At 59.5% G+C, this 14,779-nt stretch carries 13 protein-coding genes; 5 read left to right on the plus strand and 8 right to left on the minus strand.

The window, feature by feature from the left end; translation table 11 throughout:
• The first annotated feature begins 18 nt into the window (after nucleotides 1-18).
• The 3 genes from HYN24_RS06755 to HYN24_RS06765 all read left to right on the plus strand — a co-directional run bounded on the left by HYN24_RS06755 (nucleotide 19) and on the right by HYN24_RS06765 (nucleotide 5,030).
• Entirely contained in the window at nucleotides 19-1,665 is a 1,647-nt protein-coding gene (locus HYN24_RS06755) for a SagB/ThcOx family dehydrogenase (RefSeq protein ID WP_117608533.1), read from the plus strand.
• The gene (locus tag HYN24_RS06760) at nucleotides 1,662-2,111 is read left to right on the plus strand and encodes an ankyrin repeat domain-containing protein (RefSeq protein WP_117608534.1); all 450 of its coding nucleotides are present in this window, start codon (nucleotides 1,662-1,664) and stop codon (nucleotides 2,109-2,111) included. Before HYN24_RS06755 ends, HYN24_RS06760 begins: the two co-directional genes overlap by 4 nt.
• A gap of 93 nt (nucleotides 2,112-2,204) precedes the next feature.
• Entirely contained in the window at nucleotides 2,205-5,030 is a 2,826-nt protein-coding gene (locus HYN24_RS06765; protein ID WP_117608535.1) for an ATP-binding protein, read from the plus strand.
• A 33-nt stretch (nucleotides 5,031-5,063) separates the two neighbouring features.
• Here the strand turns inward: HYN24_RS06765 and draG are convergent, their stop codons facing one another.
• The 8 genes from draG to nifB all read right to left on the minus strand — a co-directional run bounded on the left by draG (nucleotide 5,064) and on the right by nifB (nucleotide 10,865).
• Nucleotides 5,064-6,035 (minus strand): ADP-ribosyl-[dinitrogen reductase] hydrolase, encoded by a 972-nt coding sequence (gene draG / locus HYN24_RS06770; protein WP_117608536.1) that lies wholly within the window; start codon nucleotides 6,033-6,035, stop codon nucleotides 5,064-5,066.
• Nucleotides 6,014-6,589 carry a nitrogen fixation protein NifQ gene (locus HYN24_RS06775; protein ID WP_117608537.1) on the minus strand — a complete coding sequence of 192 codons (576 nt, stop codon included), beginning with the start codon at nucleotides 6,587-6,589 and terminating at the stop codon, nucleotides 6,014-6,016. Before HYN24_RS06775 ends, draG begins: the two co-directional genes overlap by 22 nt.
• 10 nt (nucleotides 6,590-6,599) lie before the next feature.
• Nucleotides 6,600-6,962 (minus strand): 2Fe-2S iron-sulfur cluster binding domain-containing protein, encoded by a 363-nt coding sequence (locus HYN24_RS06780; RefSeq protein WP_117608538.1) that lies wholly within the window; start codon nucleotides 6,960-6,962, stop codon nucleotides 6,600-6,602.
• Nucleotides 6,963-7,050: 88 nt separating this feature from the next.
• Entirely contained in the window at nucleotides 7,051-7,338 is a 288-nt protein-coding gene (locus HYN24_RS06785) for a 2Fe-2S iron-sulfur cluster-binding protein (RefSeq protein WP_117608539.1), read from the minus strand.
• 23 nt (nucleotides 7,339-7,361) lie between these two features.
• A complete protein-coding gene (locus HYN24_RS06790; protein WP_117608540.1) occupies nucleotides 7,362-8,633 on the minus strand; it encodes an FprA family A-type flavoprotein in 1,272 nt (423 codons plus the stop codon).
• Nucleotides 8,611-9,084, minus strand: a complete 474-nt coding sequence (locus tag HYN24_RS06795) for a hypothetical protein (RefSeq protein ID WP_117608541.1) — start codon at nucleotides 9,082-9,084, stop codon at nucleotides 8,611-8,613. Before HYN24_RS06795 ends, HYN24_RS06790 begins: the two co-directional genes overlap by 23 nt.
• Nucleotides 9,084-9,362, minus strand: a complete 279-nt coding sequence (locus HYN24_RS06800) for a 4Fe-4S binding protein (RefSeq protein ID WP_117608542.1) — start codon at nucleotides 9,360-9,362, stop codon at nucleotides 9,084-9,086. Before HYN24_RS06800 ends, HYN24_RS06795 begins: the two co-directional genes overlap by 1 nt.
• The gene (gene nifB / locus HYN24_RS06805) at nucleotides 9,363-10,865 is read right to left on the minus strand and encodes a nitrogenase cofactor biosynthesis protein NifB (protein WP_117608543.1); all 1,503 of its coding nucleotides are present in this window, start codon (nucleotides 10,863-10,865) and stop codon (nucleotides 9,363-9,365) included. It lies immediately after the preceding gene.
• 585 nt (nucleotides 10,866-11,450) lie between these two features.
• Here nifB and HYN24_RS06810 point away from each other — a divergent pair.
• Both HYN24_RS06810 and HYN24_RS06815 read left to right on the plus strand, forming a co-directional pair.
• Nucleotides 11,451-12,221, plus strand: a complete 771-nt coding sequence (locus HYN24_RS06810) for a LuxR C-terminal-related transcriptional regulator (RefSeq protein WP_117608544.1) — start codon at nucleotides 11,451-11,453, stop codon at nucleotides 12,219-12,221.
• 310 nt (nucleotides 12,222-12,531) lie between these two features.
• Entirely contained in the window at nucleotides 12,532-14,772 is a 2,241-nt protein-coding gene (locus HYN24_RS06815) for an EAL domain-containing protein (RefSeq protein ID WP_162888628.1), read from the plus strand.
• The last annotated feature ends 7 nt before the right edge of the window (nucleotides 14,773-14,779 follow it).

Raw genomic sequence — 14,779 nt, forward strand, 5'->3', positions numbered from 1 at the left:
CCAAGGAAACCCCCCATCGTGTCGGATACCTCACAAGATGTTGTACGCGCTTACCACGCCCGGACCAAGCACCGCTTCGACGCCTATGCCGAAGGCCCCGGTCAGCTTGACTGGGATGCCCAGCCGGCGGCCTTTCGCCACTATCCGGGGGCACCCCTGTGCGAATTGCCGCTGGCCGCCGATCGCTTCGAGCGGCCCTACCGGCAACTTCCGGACAAGCCGGCAGTTGCCATCGCCGCTGACCTCAACAGCCTGGGGGCCTTGCTGGAACTGTCCTTCGGCCTGTCCGCCTGGAAAAGCTGGGGGCCGAACCGCTGGGCGCTGCGTTGCAATCCTTCATCCGGCAACCTGCACCCGGTTGAAGCCTATGTTCTGAGTTGCGGTCTGGCCGGGGTCGGCGATGGCCTGCATCACTACGACCCGGAGAACCACGCCCTCGAAGGCCGGGCGCTCACTGCCCCGGGGGGCGGTGATGCCTGGCTGGCCGTCGGTTTGACCAGCATCATGTGGCGTGAAGCCTGGAAATACGGCGAACGCGCCTTTCGCTACTGCCAGCTCGATGTCGGCCATGCCGCCGGGGCGCTCGCCTATGCGGCGGCGCTGCTCGGCTGGGAAGTCGTGCCGCTGGCCATCAGCACCGACACGCTGGGCCATTGCCTCGGTGTTGACCGGTCTGACGACTTCCCCGCCTCGCGTTTCGCTTTTACTGAAAACGAAGAGCCGGAAATCCTCTTCGCCATCCGCGCCGCCGGCCTGAGTGCAGTGCCCGTCGGCATGGCGCTGCCCGATTGGCTGCAAAGCGCCGACTGGCAAGGCAAGCCCAGCCGTATCGACGCATCGCCCGGCTATCGCTGGCCGGCCATCGATCAGGTGGCGGCGGCCAGTCGTGTCGCGGAGCGCCAGCCGGAATCGAGCCTGCTGTCACTGCCGGCGCTGGCCCCTCATACGACGCTGGCCGGCGCGGCCAAAATCATTCGCCAGCGACGCAGTGGTCAGCGCTTCGATCCCCGTTGCAGCCTGCCCAAAGCGGTCTTCTACCGGATGCTCGATGCCGTTTTGCCCCGCTCCCAAAGCCCCTGGCTGGCACACAATGCCAATCCGCATATCCATCTCCTGCTCTTTGTGCTGCGCGTCGATGGCCTGTCCCCCGGCCTCTACCTGCTGCCCCGCACCCCGGCTGCGGCCAGCGAACTCACCGAGGCGCTGATGCCGGCCGACGAGCGCTTTGCCGCCCGTTGCCCGGTCACTGAGATCGACCCCGAATGCCCGCCCCATCTTGGCCTGATCCGGCTGGCCAAACTCGGGTTGCAGGAAATGCAGCGTCTGGCGCGATCACTCTCCTGCCATCAGGATATTGCTTCAACCAGTGCCTTCTCCCTCGGCATGCTCGGCGAATTCGATGTCGCCGCCGGCGCGGGGAACGGTTACCGCGAATTGCTGCGCGAAGCCGGTCTGATTGGTCAGGTGCTCTATCTTGAAGCCGAGGCTGCCGGGGTGCGCGGCACCGGTATCGGCTGCTTTTTCGATGACCCGGTGCACCAGTTGATCGGCTTGCGCGATTCGCGTTACCAGAGCGTCTATCACTTTACGGTGGGCACCGCGATCACCGATGAACGGATCGAAACCGGCCCGCCTTACCCGCAACGCCAACAGGACCAGCCATGACCCCACAACTTGCAGCCTTCCTCGCCGAACACGGCTTTGCCGCCGACAACATCAATGCGCCGCAGGCCGACGGCCGCTTCACGCCATTGATGCGCGCTGCCAAGCTTGGCCGGCTCGATTTGGTCGATGAGCTGATTTCCCTGGGGGTCGACCTCGACGCCCTCAATGCTGATGGCTGCAATGCCTTGTGGCTGGCCTGCTACAACGGCAGCCATGCCCTCATCGAGCGGCTGATCGCCGCCGGCATCGGTATCGATGTGCAGAACGGCAACGGTGCGACCTGCCTGATGTACGTCGCCTCGAACAGCAAGCCCGACCTCGTCGAATTGCTGCTGAATAAAGGCGCCAACGCGACATTGAAGAACTTCGACGACTTCAGTGCCCTTGATCTGGCCGCTTCACGGGAGTGCCTGATCCTGCTGCGCAGCAAGAAAGCGACGGGCTGAACGAAAAGCCCTGTATTTAAGAGGCGATGCGGTATACACTTTTAACACCTTTGTTGGTTTTATAGATTACCGTGTGGTGTTGCTGAATTTTCAGTGCCACCAGACGATACCCCAGACCGTCTGCCCGATCCGGGCAAGGAAGCAGGTATGCCCTTGCATAGCTTCTACTGGTATTCGCTGAAAACCCGCGTAACCCTGCTTATGCTGCTGGTTTTCGTGATCAGTATCTGGTCGCTGGCCTTATACGGCAGTCGCCTGTTGCGGGCAGACATGGAGCGCACTCTGGGTGAGCAGCAGTTCGCGACAGTGTCTTTTGTCGCCGCCCATGTGAACGAGGAGTTGCGTGACCGGATGATAGGGCTGGAGGGAATCGCCAGGCAGATTACGCCGTCGATGATGACCAAGCCGGCGGAGATTCAGGAACTGCTCGACCAGCGTCCCTTCGTCAATATCCTGTTCAACGCCGGCGTCTTTGTCATCGGGTCGGAGGGCACGGCCATTGCTGATTCGCCGAGGCTTGATGGGCGGGTCGGCACCAATTACATGGATCGTGATTTCATCGCGGCTGCACTCAGGGAAGGCAGGTCGGGCTTCGCCAAACCCGTCATCGGAAAGGCGCTGAAGGCACCTGTGCTAAGCCTGGTTACGCCAATACGGGATGGTCACAGCAAGGTTATCGGCGCCCTGGTGGCAGCGGTCAATCTGGGGCGGCCCAACTTTCTCGACAAACTGACCGCGAGCCGTTACGGGCAGAGCGGTGGCTATGTGCTGATTGCGGCACAAAGCCGGCTGGTCATCACCGCCACCGAGCGTTCGCGGATCATGGAGCAACTGCCTCCGCCGGGGGTGAATGCCTGGGTTGATAAATTCGCTGACGGCTATGAAGGGTCCGCTGTTGCCGTCAATCCGAAAGGTGTCCAGGTGCTGGTGTCGGGCAAAACCATTCCGGTGGCGGGCTGGTACGTTCTGGCGACATTGCCCAGCCAGGAAGCCTTCGCCCCGGTTGATACGGTCCTTGATCGCTTGTTGCTGGGCGCGCTGCTGGCGACCCTGCTGGCTGGCGCTGTGACCTGGTGGTTAATCTCTCGCATCCTGCAGGGACAGTTGGCGCCAATGCTCACGGCCAGTCGGGTGCTGGCCACCCAGGTGGCTGGCGACGAACCGGTGCAGCCTTTGCCGGTGACCAGTCAGGATGAAATTGGCCAACTGATCGGCGGCTTCAACCGGCTGCTGGAGATGTTGAGTCAGCGTGAATCCTCCCTGAAAGCCCGGGCCGAAGAGTTGCGGGCCAGTGAAGAGCAGCTGCGCTTTGTGCTGGAGGGGGCGGATCTTGGGTTCTGGGACTGGAACATTGCCGCGGGTGTGGTCTATCGTAACGAACGCTGGGCGACCATCCTCGGCTACTCCTACGAGGAAATCCAGACCACGGCGCAACAATGGACGGACTTTATCTTTCCCGACGACCGGGTGGCGGCCTGGGCGTCGATCAACAACGTCCTTGAAGGTCGGGCCCGATCGCATAATGCCGAATATCGCATGCTGCACAAGGATGGCAGCATTCGCTGGGTGCTTGATCAGGCCAATGTGCTGCAGCGAGACGCCAGCGGCAAGCCAATCCGAATGAGCGGGACCCACACCGACATCACCGAGCGCAAGGCGGCTGAGCAGGAACTCGAGCAGCATCGCCACCATCTCGAATCACTGGTCCAGGAACGCACGGCTGCCCTGTCCGTCGCCAAGGAGCTGGCCGAGGCTTCGAACCGGGCCAAGAGCGCCTTCCTGGCCAATATGAGCCACGAGTTGCGGACGCCGATGAATGCCATCATGGGCATGAACAGCATTGCCCTGCGCCATGCCAATGACCCCAAACTTCGGGATCAGCTGGAGAAGGTCGACAAGGCCGCGCATCACCTGCTCGGCATCATCAACGATATTCTTGATATCTCGAAGATCGAGGCCGAGCGGATGACGCTGGCGCAGAACAACTTCATGCTCGGCACCGTGCTCGAAAACCTGACCAGCCTGATCAGCCAGAAGGTCGCGGACAAAGGCCTGCAATTTCATGTCGATTTGCCCCCTGTACTGGCCCGCATGAATTTGCTGGGTGATCCCCAGCATCTGGGCCAGATTCTGCTCAATTTGACCGCCAACGCCGTCAAATTTACCGAGGTCGGCAGTGTTTCGGTGCGCGTCCGGCTAGTCGAAGAAAGTCCTGACAGCGTCCTGGTGCGCTGCGAGATTGAGGATACCGGCATTGGCATTTCGGGCGACGATCAGAAGCGTCTGTTTACTGCTTTCGAGCAGATCGATGGCTCGATGACCCGCAAGTACGGTGGTACCGGGCTCGGGCTGGCCATCAGTAAGCGGCTGGCCAAGCTGATGGGCGGCGATATTGGTGTCGACAGCCAGTTGGGCGTAGGCAGTACTTTCTGGTTTACCGTCCGGGTTGGCAAGGGGACATCGAGTGCCGGCCTTGTGGCTGCGCTACAGCCCATGTCTGGGCAAGCTGCCGCAGAAAGATTGCGCAACCAGCATGCCGGCACCCAGGTCTTGCTGGCAGAAGACGAGCCGATCAATCAGGAGGTCTCGCGGGCCTTGCTCGAAGAGGTCGGGCTGGTCGTTGATTTGGCTGAAGATGGTGGCGTGGCGGTGGTTTTGGCCGGGCGAAACCGCTATGCACTGATCCTGATGGACATGCAGATGCCGAATGTTAACGGGATCGATGCGACGCGGGAAATCCGCGGCTTGCCGGGATACCGCCAGACGCCGATTCTGGCGATGACGGCCAATGCGTTTGATGAGGATAGGCAAGTCTGTATTGAAGCCGGGATGAACGACCATGTCAGCAAGCCTGTCGAGCCTGACAAACTGTACGAAACCCTGGTGCACTGGCTTGAGCTGCCGATGAATGAATCCTGAAGCTGGCCGGCCGGGCGGTTCCTGATTTTCTGGTCAGTCGGGGGTGAATTCAGCCTGGTCGGCCATGGGCCGGGCCAGCAGGGCGCGGGCCTGAGCCGAACACAGACTTGAGATTTTCTCGTCAATGGCCTTGAGCCAGCGGTTGGGGATGCTGTCCAGGCCGTAGCGGGCACCGGCCAGCATGCCGGCGATAGCGCCCGTGGTGTCGGCATCGCCGCCGCGGTTGACCACGTCGATCAGACAATCCTCGAAGGTTTCCGTCGCGAAAAAGGCCTGGAAGACGGCCTGCAGGGTGTCGACGACGAAGCCGCTGGGGTTTTCGCGGCGGCGCTTGTCGTAGGCAAAAACGGGAAACTCGCTGACCAGCTTGCCGGCCCGCTGCCGTTCGACATCGATGGCATCGCGGCCGGCGAGGAAATCCTGGACCATCAGGGTCAGCGTTTCGCAGGCTGCGTCAGACAGCGTGTTGTGGTGCGTGACGTGAGCCTGGGCGCGGCTGGCGGCCAGGCTGTCTTCTTCCGGATGACCGTAGCAGGCGAGGGCGACGGGCAGGACGCGCATGGCGGCGCCGTTGCCGGCATCGTGTTCGGAGGCGGCGGCTTCCGGCTTGCCCGTTTTGCGAAAAGTGATCAGGTTGCGACGCACGGTGTTGCCGATGTCCACCGGCTTGCCACGCATCCAGGCATCGAAGGCATCGGCTGCGGCCTGCGCGTCGACGCGGCCCTGGCCAATGATGGCCTCGCCGAGGGCCAGTGACATGGTTGTGTCGTCGGTGACCTGGCCGGCCTTCAGACGCAGCCAGCCGCCACCGGTGATATCGCAGTGCAGGCCGATCTGGTGGCGGATTTCATTGGGGGTCAGGAACTCGACTGTCGCCCCCAGCGCGTCGCCGACGGCGAGGCCGAGATAGGCGGCGATGCCCCGGTTGACATGCGGCGGGTAGGCCGGCCCGGTGCGACGGCGCACCGGCGCGGTTCGGGCGATCAGTTCTCCGGACCAAAACATTGGGCGTAATCCTTGCAGACCCCGCAGGACGGAGCAGGGCACACGTAAATGCCTTCCTGTGCGCAAAACTGGCGGTAGAGGAATTTCTTCCACTTCATGTCGCTGGTGTTGGCGCGGGCGAGGGCGGGGAAGTTGACCCACATCAGCCGCGACAATTCCTCGCGGTTGGCCAGGCCAAGATCTTGCCAGAGATGGTCGCGTCCAGCGCAGGCGGTGGCGACAATATTGGCAATCAGCAGTTCGGACGGATGTTCGCAGGCGCGGTTCTCGAGCAACAGTTTTTGCAGGTCGCTCCATTCCGGAATTGATTCGACGCTACGTTGCGGTCCGTGGGTGTCGAGTTCCGGGAAATAGGTGGTGATGAGGTGGGTGTGGACGGCTTTGCCCAGTCCCAGATCGGTTGGCAGGCAACCGCTGCCGGTGATCTGCCCGGCGACCAGGCTGGCGAGCAGGGAACGGTTCGGATCGGCTGCCGCCCGCGCCGTCGCCACCGGCATGGCCAGCAACTCGGCAAACAGGGTGCTGCGGTAGGGCAGCCGGTCCGGTCCGTTCATGATCAGCGCCTTACTTGCTCGGATACTCGACCAGGATGTCCTCGTCGCGGACAATCATCTGGCAGGCCAGACGCCACTGGGTCGGCGGGATGTCGTCGACGTACATCTGCTCGATCTGGGCCTTGGTGATGTGGCCGAGTTCGCTCAGTGCGGCGACTTCGCGGACATTGAGCGGACCGCCCATCGGGGCGCGCTTGCCGTCAACCGATGAGACCTTGACCAGACAGGTGCCGCAGTTGCCTTCCTGGCAGCCGAAGTCGATCGGGATGTGATGTTCCTTGGCCAGCGACAGAATGGTCTGGGTGTGGCTGCCGGCAACGGCGTAGACCGTCTTGTCCTTGTGCAGCGGACTGGTGAAAGTGATGAGGGCCATGCTTGAGTTCTCCTGGATAGCGGGTTGATTTGAATTTCTCGGTTGGGGTTGGGTTATGGCTTTTAATCTTGTTCGGTCGCACCGGCTCTTAGGCGGGCTTCACCACGATGTCGCCGCCAATGATCTGGGCCTGGCAGGCCAGACGATGGTTGCGCGGGGCGAGGTTGTCCTTGAGTACCTGGTCTTCGAGCATGCTCGGCGGGGCGAGGTTTTCGGCCCCGGAAACGATCTTGGTCAGGCAGGTGCAGCACTCGCCTTCACGGCAGCCGTAAGTGATGCCGGCCCCGACTTTTTCGGAGACTTCGATGAGCCGGGTGCCAGCCGGTACGGTGACCGAGACGCCGATATCTTCGAAAGTAACTTTGGCTTTAGGCATTGATTCCCCCTGTTTGTTATGGATTAGGCGAGTGTCGCCAGGTCAATTTCACGGTGTTCGACCCGGCCGGTGAGGTGACGCGCCAGTTGTTCGCCGAGATCACGGCAGGCTTCCAGTTCGCCGGCGTCCGGTACCAGCTTGATGCGCAGGCCTTCGACCGGGACGCGCAGCTTGAGGCCACGCAGGCGGTCCTCGATCAGGCGTACCGCCTCGCCGCTCCAGCCGTAGGAACCGAAGGCAGCACCGAGCTTGCCTTTGACGTTGACGGTGGTCAGTGAGGACAGCACATCCCAGATCGGCTTGACGGCATCGGCATTGATGGTCGGGCTGCCGAAGGCGAGGCCGTCGGCTTCTTCGATGAGGTCGGTGAAGATGCCCGATTCGCCACCTTCCAGGTCGTACAGCGAGACGCGTACGCCACCCATCGATTCGGCTCCGGCGGCAAGTGCTTCGGCCATGCGCCGGGTGTTGCCGTAGGCCGAGATATAGAAGACAACCAGCGTCTTTTCGCTGCGCGCCTCGTTGAATAGACGCGGTGTTGCCAGTTCGCGGTAGCGGTGCACGTAGTCACGCGGCGCATGGCGGAGGATGGGGCCGTGCGCCGGGGCGATCAGGTTGAGATCAAGCGGCTCGATCAGGGCGATGGCATCGAGCACATACTCGCGGAAGGGCCGCATGATGTGGGCGTAGTAGTACTCGAAGGAAAAGCGGAAATCGCCGACGGTGTCGTTGAACAGCCGGGTATCGCAGAAATGGCAGCCGAAGATGTCGCCGGTAAACAGCAGGCCATCCTCGACCAGATAGGTGCACTGGGTGTCCGGCCAGTGCAGGTAGGGCGTGTGCAAAAAGCGCAGGGTGCGGCCACCGAGATCGACCTCGTCGTCGGTGGTCACCGGGATGTATTCGGGCGGTTTCTCGCCGGTCGGCTTGAGCAGCGCCTTGAGCATCATCTGGGCGCGGCTCGACAGATACACCTTGGCCTGCGGGGCGCGCTTGAGCAATTCGGGCAGGGCACCGCTGTGATCCGGTTCGAGATGATTGAGGACGATGGTGGTGATTTCGTCGTAGCGGGCGACCGATTCGAGGCGACGGAAGAAGTCGTCGGCAAAATTTTCTTTCACCGTGTCGATGATCGCCACGCCGTGTTCGCCGCGCACGACATAGGCGTTGTAGCTGGTGCCGTTGGCGGTTTTGAGGATGATGTCGAAACTGCGCAGATGCGGGTCGAGGGCGCCCACCCAGTGGACGCCCGGCGCGATTTCTACCGCGAGCTTAGTGAGTCCCGCAGCGGCCATCCTGGCCTTCCTCTGCCTCGTGAGCGTGGCTGCCGCAGCTGCCGTGGCCGGCCGGGCCATGCACGCAGGCTTCGATATTGCCTTCCGGCAGTTCGACGTTGTTCAGCCCGATCCAGGCATCGACTGCCGCAATGTCAAAACCGACCAGCCGTTCGTCGCCGATTTCCATGAGGGGGCGACGAATGAGCAGGGGGTTGTGCAGGAGCATGTGCAGGGCATCTTCGAAGCCCAGATTCTCCGGCACGATCTCGCCCGACTTGATGTCCGGTGCAGACGGGTTGAACCAGGCGCTGACCGGTAGCTTGCCGAGGAAGGCGAGTAGCCGGTCGGCTGTCCACGGCTCGGTTTTCAGACTTTTTGCCTGGACCGTATGGCCGGCTGCGGCGAGCAGGGTCTTCTGGCGAAGATTGCCCTTGCAGCCGGGCTTTTCGTAGAAAGTGACGATGGCCATTAAGCTGCTTCCCGCCACAGGCCGAATTCCTTCAGTTTTTCAATCGGGATGCCGGTCAGCGACCCGGGCGGGTTGAGGAACTCGCCCAGTTCATTGACGATGGCCATCTCGATCGGGCAGATCGCAGCGCATTGGGGCACGCCGTGATCGCCCAGGCATTCGGTGCATTTGCCATCGTCGATGAGGAAATGCGGAGTGTCCTGGTAGATCGCATCGTTCGGGCAGACATCGACGCAGGCCCAGCAATTGACACAGGATTCGGTGATTTGCAGTGCCATTTACGCCACCTTGAGAGTTTCGGATTTGGGCAGTAACTTGCCGGTCGCTGCGATTTCCTTGTACACCGCCATCACCGCTTCCTCGATTGGCTCCATGGCGTGTTCACCATTCGGCGCAATGCCGGCGGCTTCCAGCTTGGCCCACGGCTCGTAACCGACCTTCGAACAGAGCACCACCTCGCAGCCTTCGAGAATGCGGATGTTGCGGTCGAGCAGGGATTCCGTCGCCCCGGCATCGACGACATCGCCATCGCCGCAGGCATCCATGCCGCCGCAATAGAGTTCGGTCTTGCGGTGGCTCATGAAGCGCACGCCTTCCGGCGAGGCTTCGTAGATCAGAAACTCCTTGGCATGGCCGAAGTGCTCGGCAACGACGCCATTCTTGCCGGCGACCGCCATGAGCACCGGCCGCGATCCTTCGGGAATACCTTCGGCCTTGGGCTTGGCGACGCCGCGCTTGGCTTCGAGTTGCTCGATGATCGAGTCATGCACTTCCTTGCGGCGGACCATGGCGGACTCGTAATCGACATCCATGACGTCGATCTTGTCCATGGTGAATTCCTCACCGCGGTCCTCGCCGAGGAGGCCGACCGCATCGGCACGGCACTGGCGGCAATGGCGCATCATCGCCATGTCGCCGGCACAGGCGTCCTGCAGGTCCTGCAACTGCTCGGGCGTTGGTTCCGGTTGTTCCATGATGCCGTAGTAGGTGCCGTGTTCGGGTTCGGCGATCAGCGGCATGACGTTGTGCAGGAAAGCACCCTTGGCCTTGACGATCTTCGAGACCTCCTTGAGATGCTCGTCATTGACGCCAGGGATGAGTACCGAATTGACCTTCACCAGGATGCCCCGGTCAGTCAGCATCTGCAGGCCCTTCTGCTGCTGTTCGATGAGAATGCGCGCACCTTCGACGCCGGTGATGCGCTTGTTCTCCCAGTAGATCCACGGATAAATTTTGGCGCCGACTTCGGGATCGACGCAGTTGATGGTGATGGTTACGTGGTCGATATTGTGTTGGGCAATGCGGTCCACGTACTGTGGAAGATTGAGGCCGTTGGTCGACACGCAGAGCTTGATATCCGGGGCGCGCTCGGAAAGCTGTTCGAAGGTTTCAAAGGTACGCGCCGGGTTGGCCAGGGGGTCGCCAGGTCCGGCGATGCCCAGTACCGTCATTTGCGGAATGGCGGCGGCGACGGCGAGCACCTTGTTGATCGCCTGCTTGGGAGTGAGGAGTTCGGAAACCACACCGGGGCGCGACTCGTTCGAGCAGTCATACTTGCGGTTGCAGTAATTGCACTGGATGTTGCAGGCCGGGGCGACGGCCACGTGCATGCGGGCAAAGTAGTGGTGCGCTTCCTCCGAATAGCAGGGGTGATCCTGGACCTTGGCGCGGATATGATCGGGCAGGTGGCCCAGGGCGTCAGGCGCCGTGCCGCAGCCGCTGGATGCACAACCGCCACCTTCAGCGGCGGGGGCTGTGTTGCTGATAACTGGTAGTTCCACGATGTCGGCTCCTCGAATGCAGTCGGAGCCTATTCAGCAATCGCTGTGCCAGTGATAATTTCGCAGTTAAATCAGTGAGATGGGGCTTTGTTCTGACGGTCGTGTTGGTCTCGTTGTCGCAAATGCGACAGGGTTGCCGTAGTGTTGCGACGAATGGTCCTTGTTGCCGCCGTGATTGAATTTCCCGGCATTGCTAATGAGCAATTGTCTCCCTGACAGAAATTGTCTGTCAGGGCACTCACCATTCGACGTCGAAACCTGGTATTCGGGTTTGCTTTTGCCTGGCCAGTTTTCCTCCCTATTTGTAGTGGTTTCCAGTTTGGCGATGTCCCTATAGTGTGAGGTGGTGCCGTGCGGGATTTATTGCCGGTTTTGAGTGAAAGTTTTCGGCTTCTCCAGAGGTAATCAAGCCAGTGTGGGTTGAGACATTCACCACGAAAAATGCGGTTTTGCCTTGCCTTTGTTGTCTGGCGGAGGAGTGGGTGCACCGACTGTCCGAGACATCACCCCATGGGGTGATGTCTCGTGGCATCCATCTCCCTATAATTCATACAGTTATAAACCCATCAGTCTTTTGAGAACCCGATGAAAACACACCATACTGGTCACGCCGAAATCGATCAGCAGCATCAGATCCTGGAGAGCATGGTTGGCGAGTTGGCAACGTTTTGTCCTAGGGCAGACCAAAGTCTCTGCGCGCCATGCAATGAATGCACTTCGCTACAGTGCAAGCAATGCGCCACGTCCCTGGCGGTGATTGTCAGCGAGCTAATGGCGTTTCATATCGGACATTCCACCTACGAAGAAAGAATGATGGAATTGTTGCCATCAACGTCGAATTGCCAGGCTCACATCAGGGCGCACAAGGCTTCTCACGAAGGGATGTTGAAGCAACTGAAGAAGTTCACGCCTCAATTCATTCACGACAATCTGGGGACTGCAGCCAGTCAAATGAACCGCCTTCTCAAGGATTGGCTGGGTGATCACGTTGTCCTGTTTGATAACCGTTTGGTGGATCTCAGTTCTGCCATAAGGCAAGGCATTGATTTTGATAGTGAATTGGTCGCCATGCTCGACGAGCATGTGTTTCCCAATCGACCGACGATAGCGAAGCCGGCGACCACCCGATCGTTGTCGGTACGGAAAAGAATGGAAGTTCGGGGGCGCTTCGAGTCACTCTCTCCGGCTCAGCGCGCCGTATTCTGGCTAGTTGTTAGCGGCAAGACGAACCGTGAAATTGGAGAGGAGCTGGGCGTCACGGTCAATACAGTCAAAACCCACCGAGCTGCGGTTTTCCAGAAGATGGAAGTCGCGTCGGTGGTGGAACTGGTCACAAAAGCGGATGTGCTGCGTTGAGTGGGTGCGATCCAGCTGTATTCACATTGCATTGCTACCCGCCTTCTTTTCAATCCTGAGGCTCAGGTTTGAAGAGAAGACAAATTTATCGAAGGTCATCGGGTAGTTTCAGACAGGAGTCTGGCGTTTCACCCTTCTCATGCCACGGGGTGATGACATGAATAATTTTTTAACAGACCATGAGGTATCGCTTGTGCTCGTTGATTCTGCATGAGCGACGAAAATCAAATTATCGGTATGTTCTGGAATAAGCCTGTTTAACGTCCAATGCCAATTATTCGCAATGCCATTTTCTAGAAAGCACCCCGCGATGGAGGCGCGCCACGTCGACCTGGATGACGAGGCCTGGATCGAATCAACCATCTTTGGCTTACATAATCTGGTTAGCAGCGGCTCACTCAATAATCCGACCATTGACACTCATGTCATACGCATGGATGAAAGCCGGATACGTCTGGCTGCCAATGTATTTGCCAATTCACATGACGGTATCATGATTACTGACCCCCTTGGGGTGGTCGTCGATGTGAATCGCGCCTATAGCAAAATTACCGGTTTTCCCCCGGACGAACTGATTGGGCGTCAATCCAATCTGCTGACATCGGATCATCACCCCGTTGAATTCCGGGATTCCCTGCGGGAAAGCCTTCAGACCAAAGGTTTCTGGCGCGGAGAGGTCAGCAACCTGCGGAAGAACGGGAAACTATGTACCGAGTTTATGTCGGTGAGTGCGGTCTACGATTCGATAGGTGAAGTGACGCATTTTGTTGCCATTTATACCGATATCTCGGCATTAAAGGAAAGTCAGCGACAACTCGAGCATCTTGCCTATCACGATGCATTGACCGGATTGCCCAATCGCGTGCTACTGGTCGATCGGATCCAGCATGGGCTGGCGCAGGCAACGCGGCGAAAGGGGTTGGTTGCCGTCTGTTTTCTCGATCTGGATGATTTCAAGCCGATCAACGATCTGTACGGGCACAATAACGGCGATCTGGTTCTGATCGAAGTGGCTCAGCGACTGAAGCAGGCGGTCCGCGAAGGGGATACTGTGGCGCGTATCGGCGGCGATGAATTCGCGGTACTGCTGACCGATCTGGAAGGCCCCCAGGATGCCAAAACGGTCATATTGCGCATGCTGGACAGCGTGGCACGGCCTTACTCAGTCGATTCGGCAACGGCTGTAATCTCGGCCAGTATCGGTTACACCCTGATCCCGGGTGACGATGGAGACCCGGACAACCTGTTGCGACATGCCGACCAGGCTATGTATGTCGCAAAAGAGGAAGGCCGAAACCGGATTCATTTATTCGATATCGAACACGACCAGCGAACCAGAAGTAAGCGGGAGAATGTCTCGCGTATCAAGAAAGCCTGTCAGGACAACGAGTTTCGCCTTTTCTATCAACCCAAGGTCGATATGCGGCGTGGCAAGGTTGTCGGCATGGAGGCGCTGATCCGTTGGCAGCATCCTGAGCTTGGCTTGCTGTCTCCCGCCGACTTTCTGCTGCCCCTCGGCGACCATCCGCTACTGGTCGATATCGGCAACTGGGCGATTCGTGAGGCCCTCGGTCAGATGGCCAAATGGCAGGCGGAAGGGCATCAACTTCCCGTCAGCGTGAATATCTCCGGTGGTCATCTGCTCGATCCGGATTTTGTCTCAAGTCTTGCCAATCAACTAGCCGCATTTCCGCAGCTGAATCCACGTGACCTGCAACTCGAAATTCTCGAAACTGCCGCTCTGGAAGATGTCGCGCATGTTTCAAAGGTAATCAAAAAATGTACCGAGCTGGGCGTCCAGTTTGCCCTGGATGATTTTGGCACGGGCTATTCGTCCCTGCTCTATTTGAAACGACTGCCTGCCAGAACCCTGAAAATCGACCAGTCGTTCGTGCGTGATCTGCTGGATACCCCGGAAGGCGCCGATGCGATTGTCTGCATTCAGGCCCTGGCCTCGGCATTCAAACGTAAAATTGTTGCCGAGGGTGTTGAATTTATCGAGCAGGGTATCGTGCTCCTGCGCCTTAACTGCGACGTCGTACAAGGCTATGCCATCGCCCGTCCGATGCCGGCCGACGAAGTTCAAAACTGGGTCGAGACCTATCGACCAGACCCGGCCTGGGCAGCCAGCCTCAAGTTGCCATGGCGCCGTAGCGACTTTCCCTTACTCGCGGCGGAAGTTGAACAGCGACGTTGGATAAAGATTGTCGCCACGGCAGTCAAGCGCGAAGATAGTGAGCTGCTGCTTTCACGCATCCGCAGTTTGCAAAAAAGCTCCTTTGGCCACTGGTATTACGGAATCGCCAAGGACCGCTACGGGAGCATGCCCGAGTTCAAGAAAATCCCTGATTTGCACATGAACGTCTATCGCATCAGTGCAGAAATCGGGGCCTGCCTTTCTCGTGGTGAGCATACTCAGGCAAGTGCCTTGCTGGCCGAGCAAAATGCCTGCAGCCGGGTGCTTCTCGAGGGCCTCGTTACACTGCGCAAGGCAATCGTGACGCATACCCAAAAACCGGTTTTGCCACCACCAAGCCCATCGTTCTTGTAGTCATTCG

This window comes from Dechloromonas sp. HYN0024 (genome assembly GCF_003441615.1).
Classification (GTDB): Bacteria; Pseudomonadota; Gammaproteobacteria; order Burkholderiales; family Rhodocyclaceae; genus Azonexus.

Coding starts and splice junctions, on each gene's coding strand:
- HYN24_RS06760 (WP_117608534.1), top strand. CDS start 1,662: ATGACCCCACAACTTGCAGCCTTCCTCGCCGAACACGGCTTTGCCGCC.
- draG (WP_117608536.1), bottom strand. CDS start 6,035: ATGTTTTGGTCCGGAGAACTGATCGCCCGAACCGCGCCGGTGCGCCGT.
- HYN24_RS06775 (WP_117608537.1), bottom strand. CDS start 6,589: ATGAACGGACCGGACCGGCTGCCCTACCGCAGCACCCTGTTTGCCGAG.
- HYN24_RS06780 (WP_117608538.1), bottom strand. CDS start 6,962: ATGGCCCTCATCACTTTCACCAGTCCGCTGCACAAGGACAAGACGGTC.
- HYN24_RS06785 (WP_117608539.1), bottom strand. CDS start 7,338: ATGCCTAAAGCCAAAGTTACTTTCGAAGATATCGGCGTCTCGGTCACC.
- HYN24_RS06790 (WP_117608540.1), bottom strand. CDS start 8,633: ATGGCCGCTGCGGGACTCACTAAGCTCGCGGTAGAAATCGCGCCGGGC.
- HYN24_RS06795 (WP_117608541.1), bottom strand. CDS start 9,084: ATGGCCATCGTCACTTTCTACGAAAAGCCCGGCTGCAAGGGCAATCTT.
- HYN24_RS06800 (WP_117608542.1), bottom strand. CDS start 9,362: ATGGCACTGCAAATCACCGAATCCTGTGTCAATTGCTGGGCCTGCGTC.
- HYN24_RS06810 (WP_117608544.1), top strand. CDS start 11,451: ATGAAAACACACCATACTGGTCACGCCGAAATCGATCAGCAGCATCAG.
- HYN24_RS06815 (WP_162888628.1), top strand. CDS start 12,532: ATGGAGGCGCGCCACGTCGACCTGGATGACGAGGCCTGGATCGAATCA.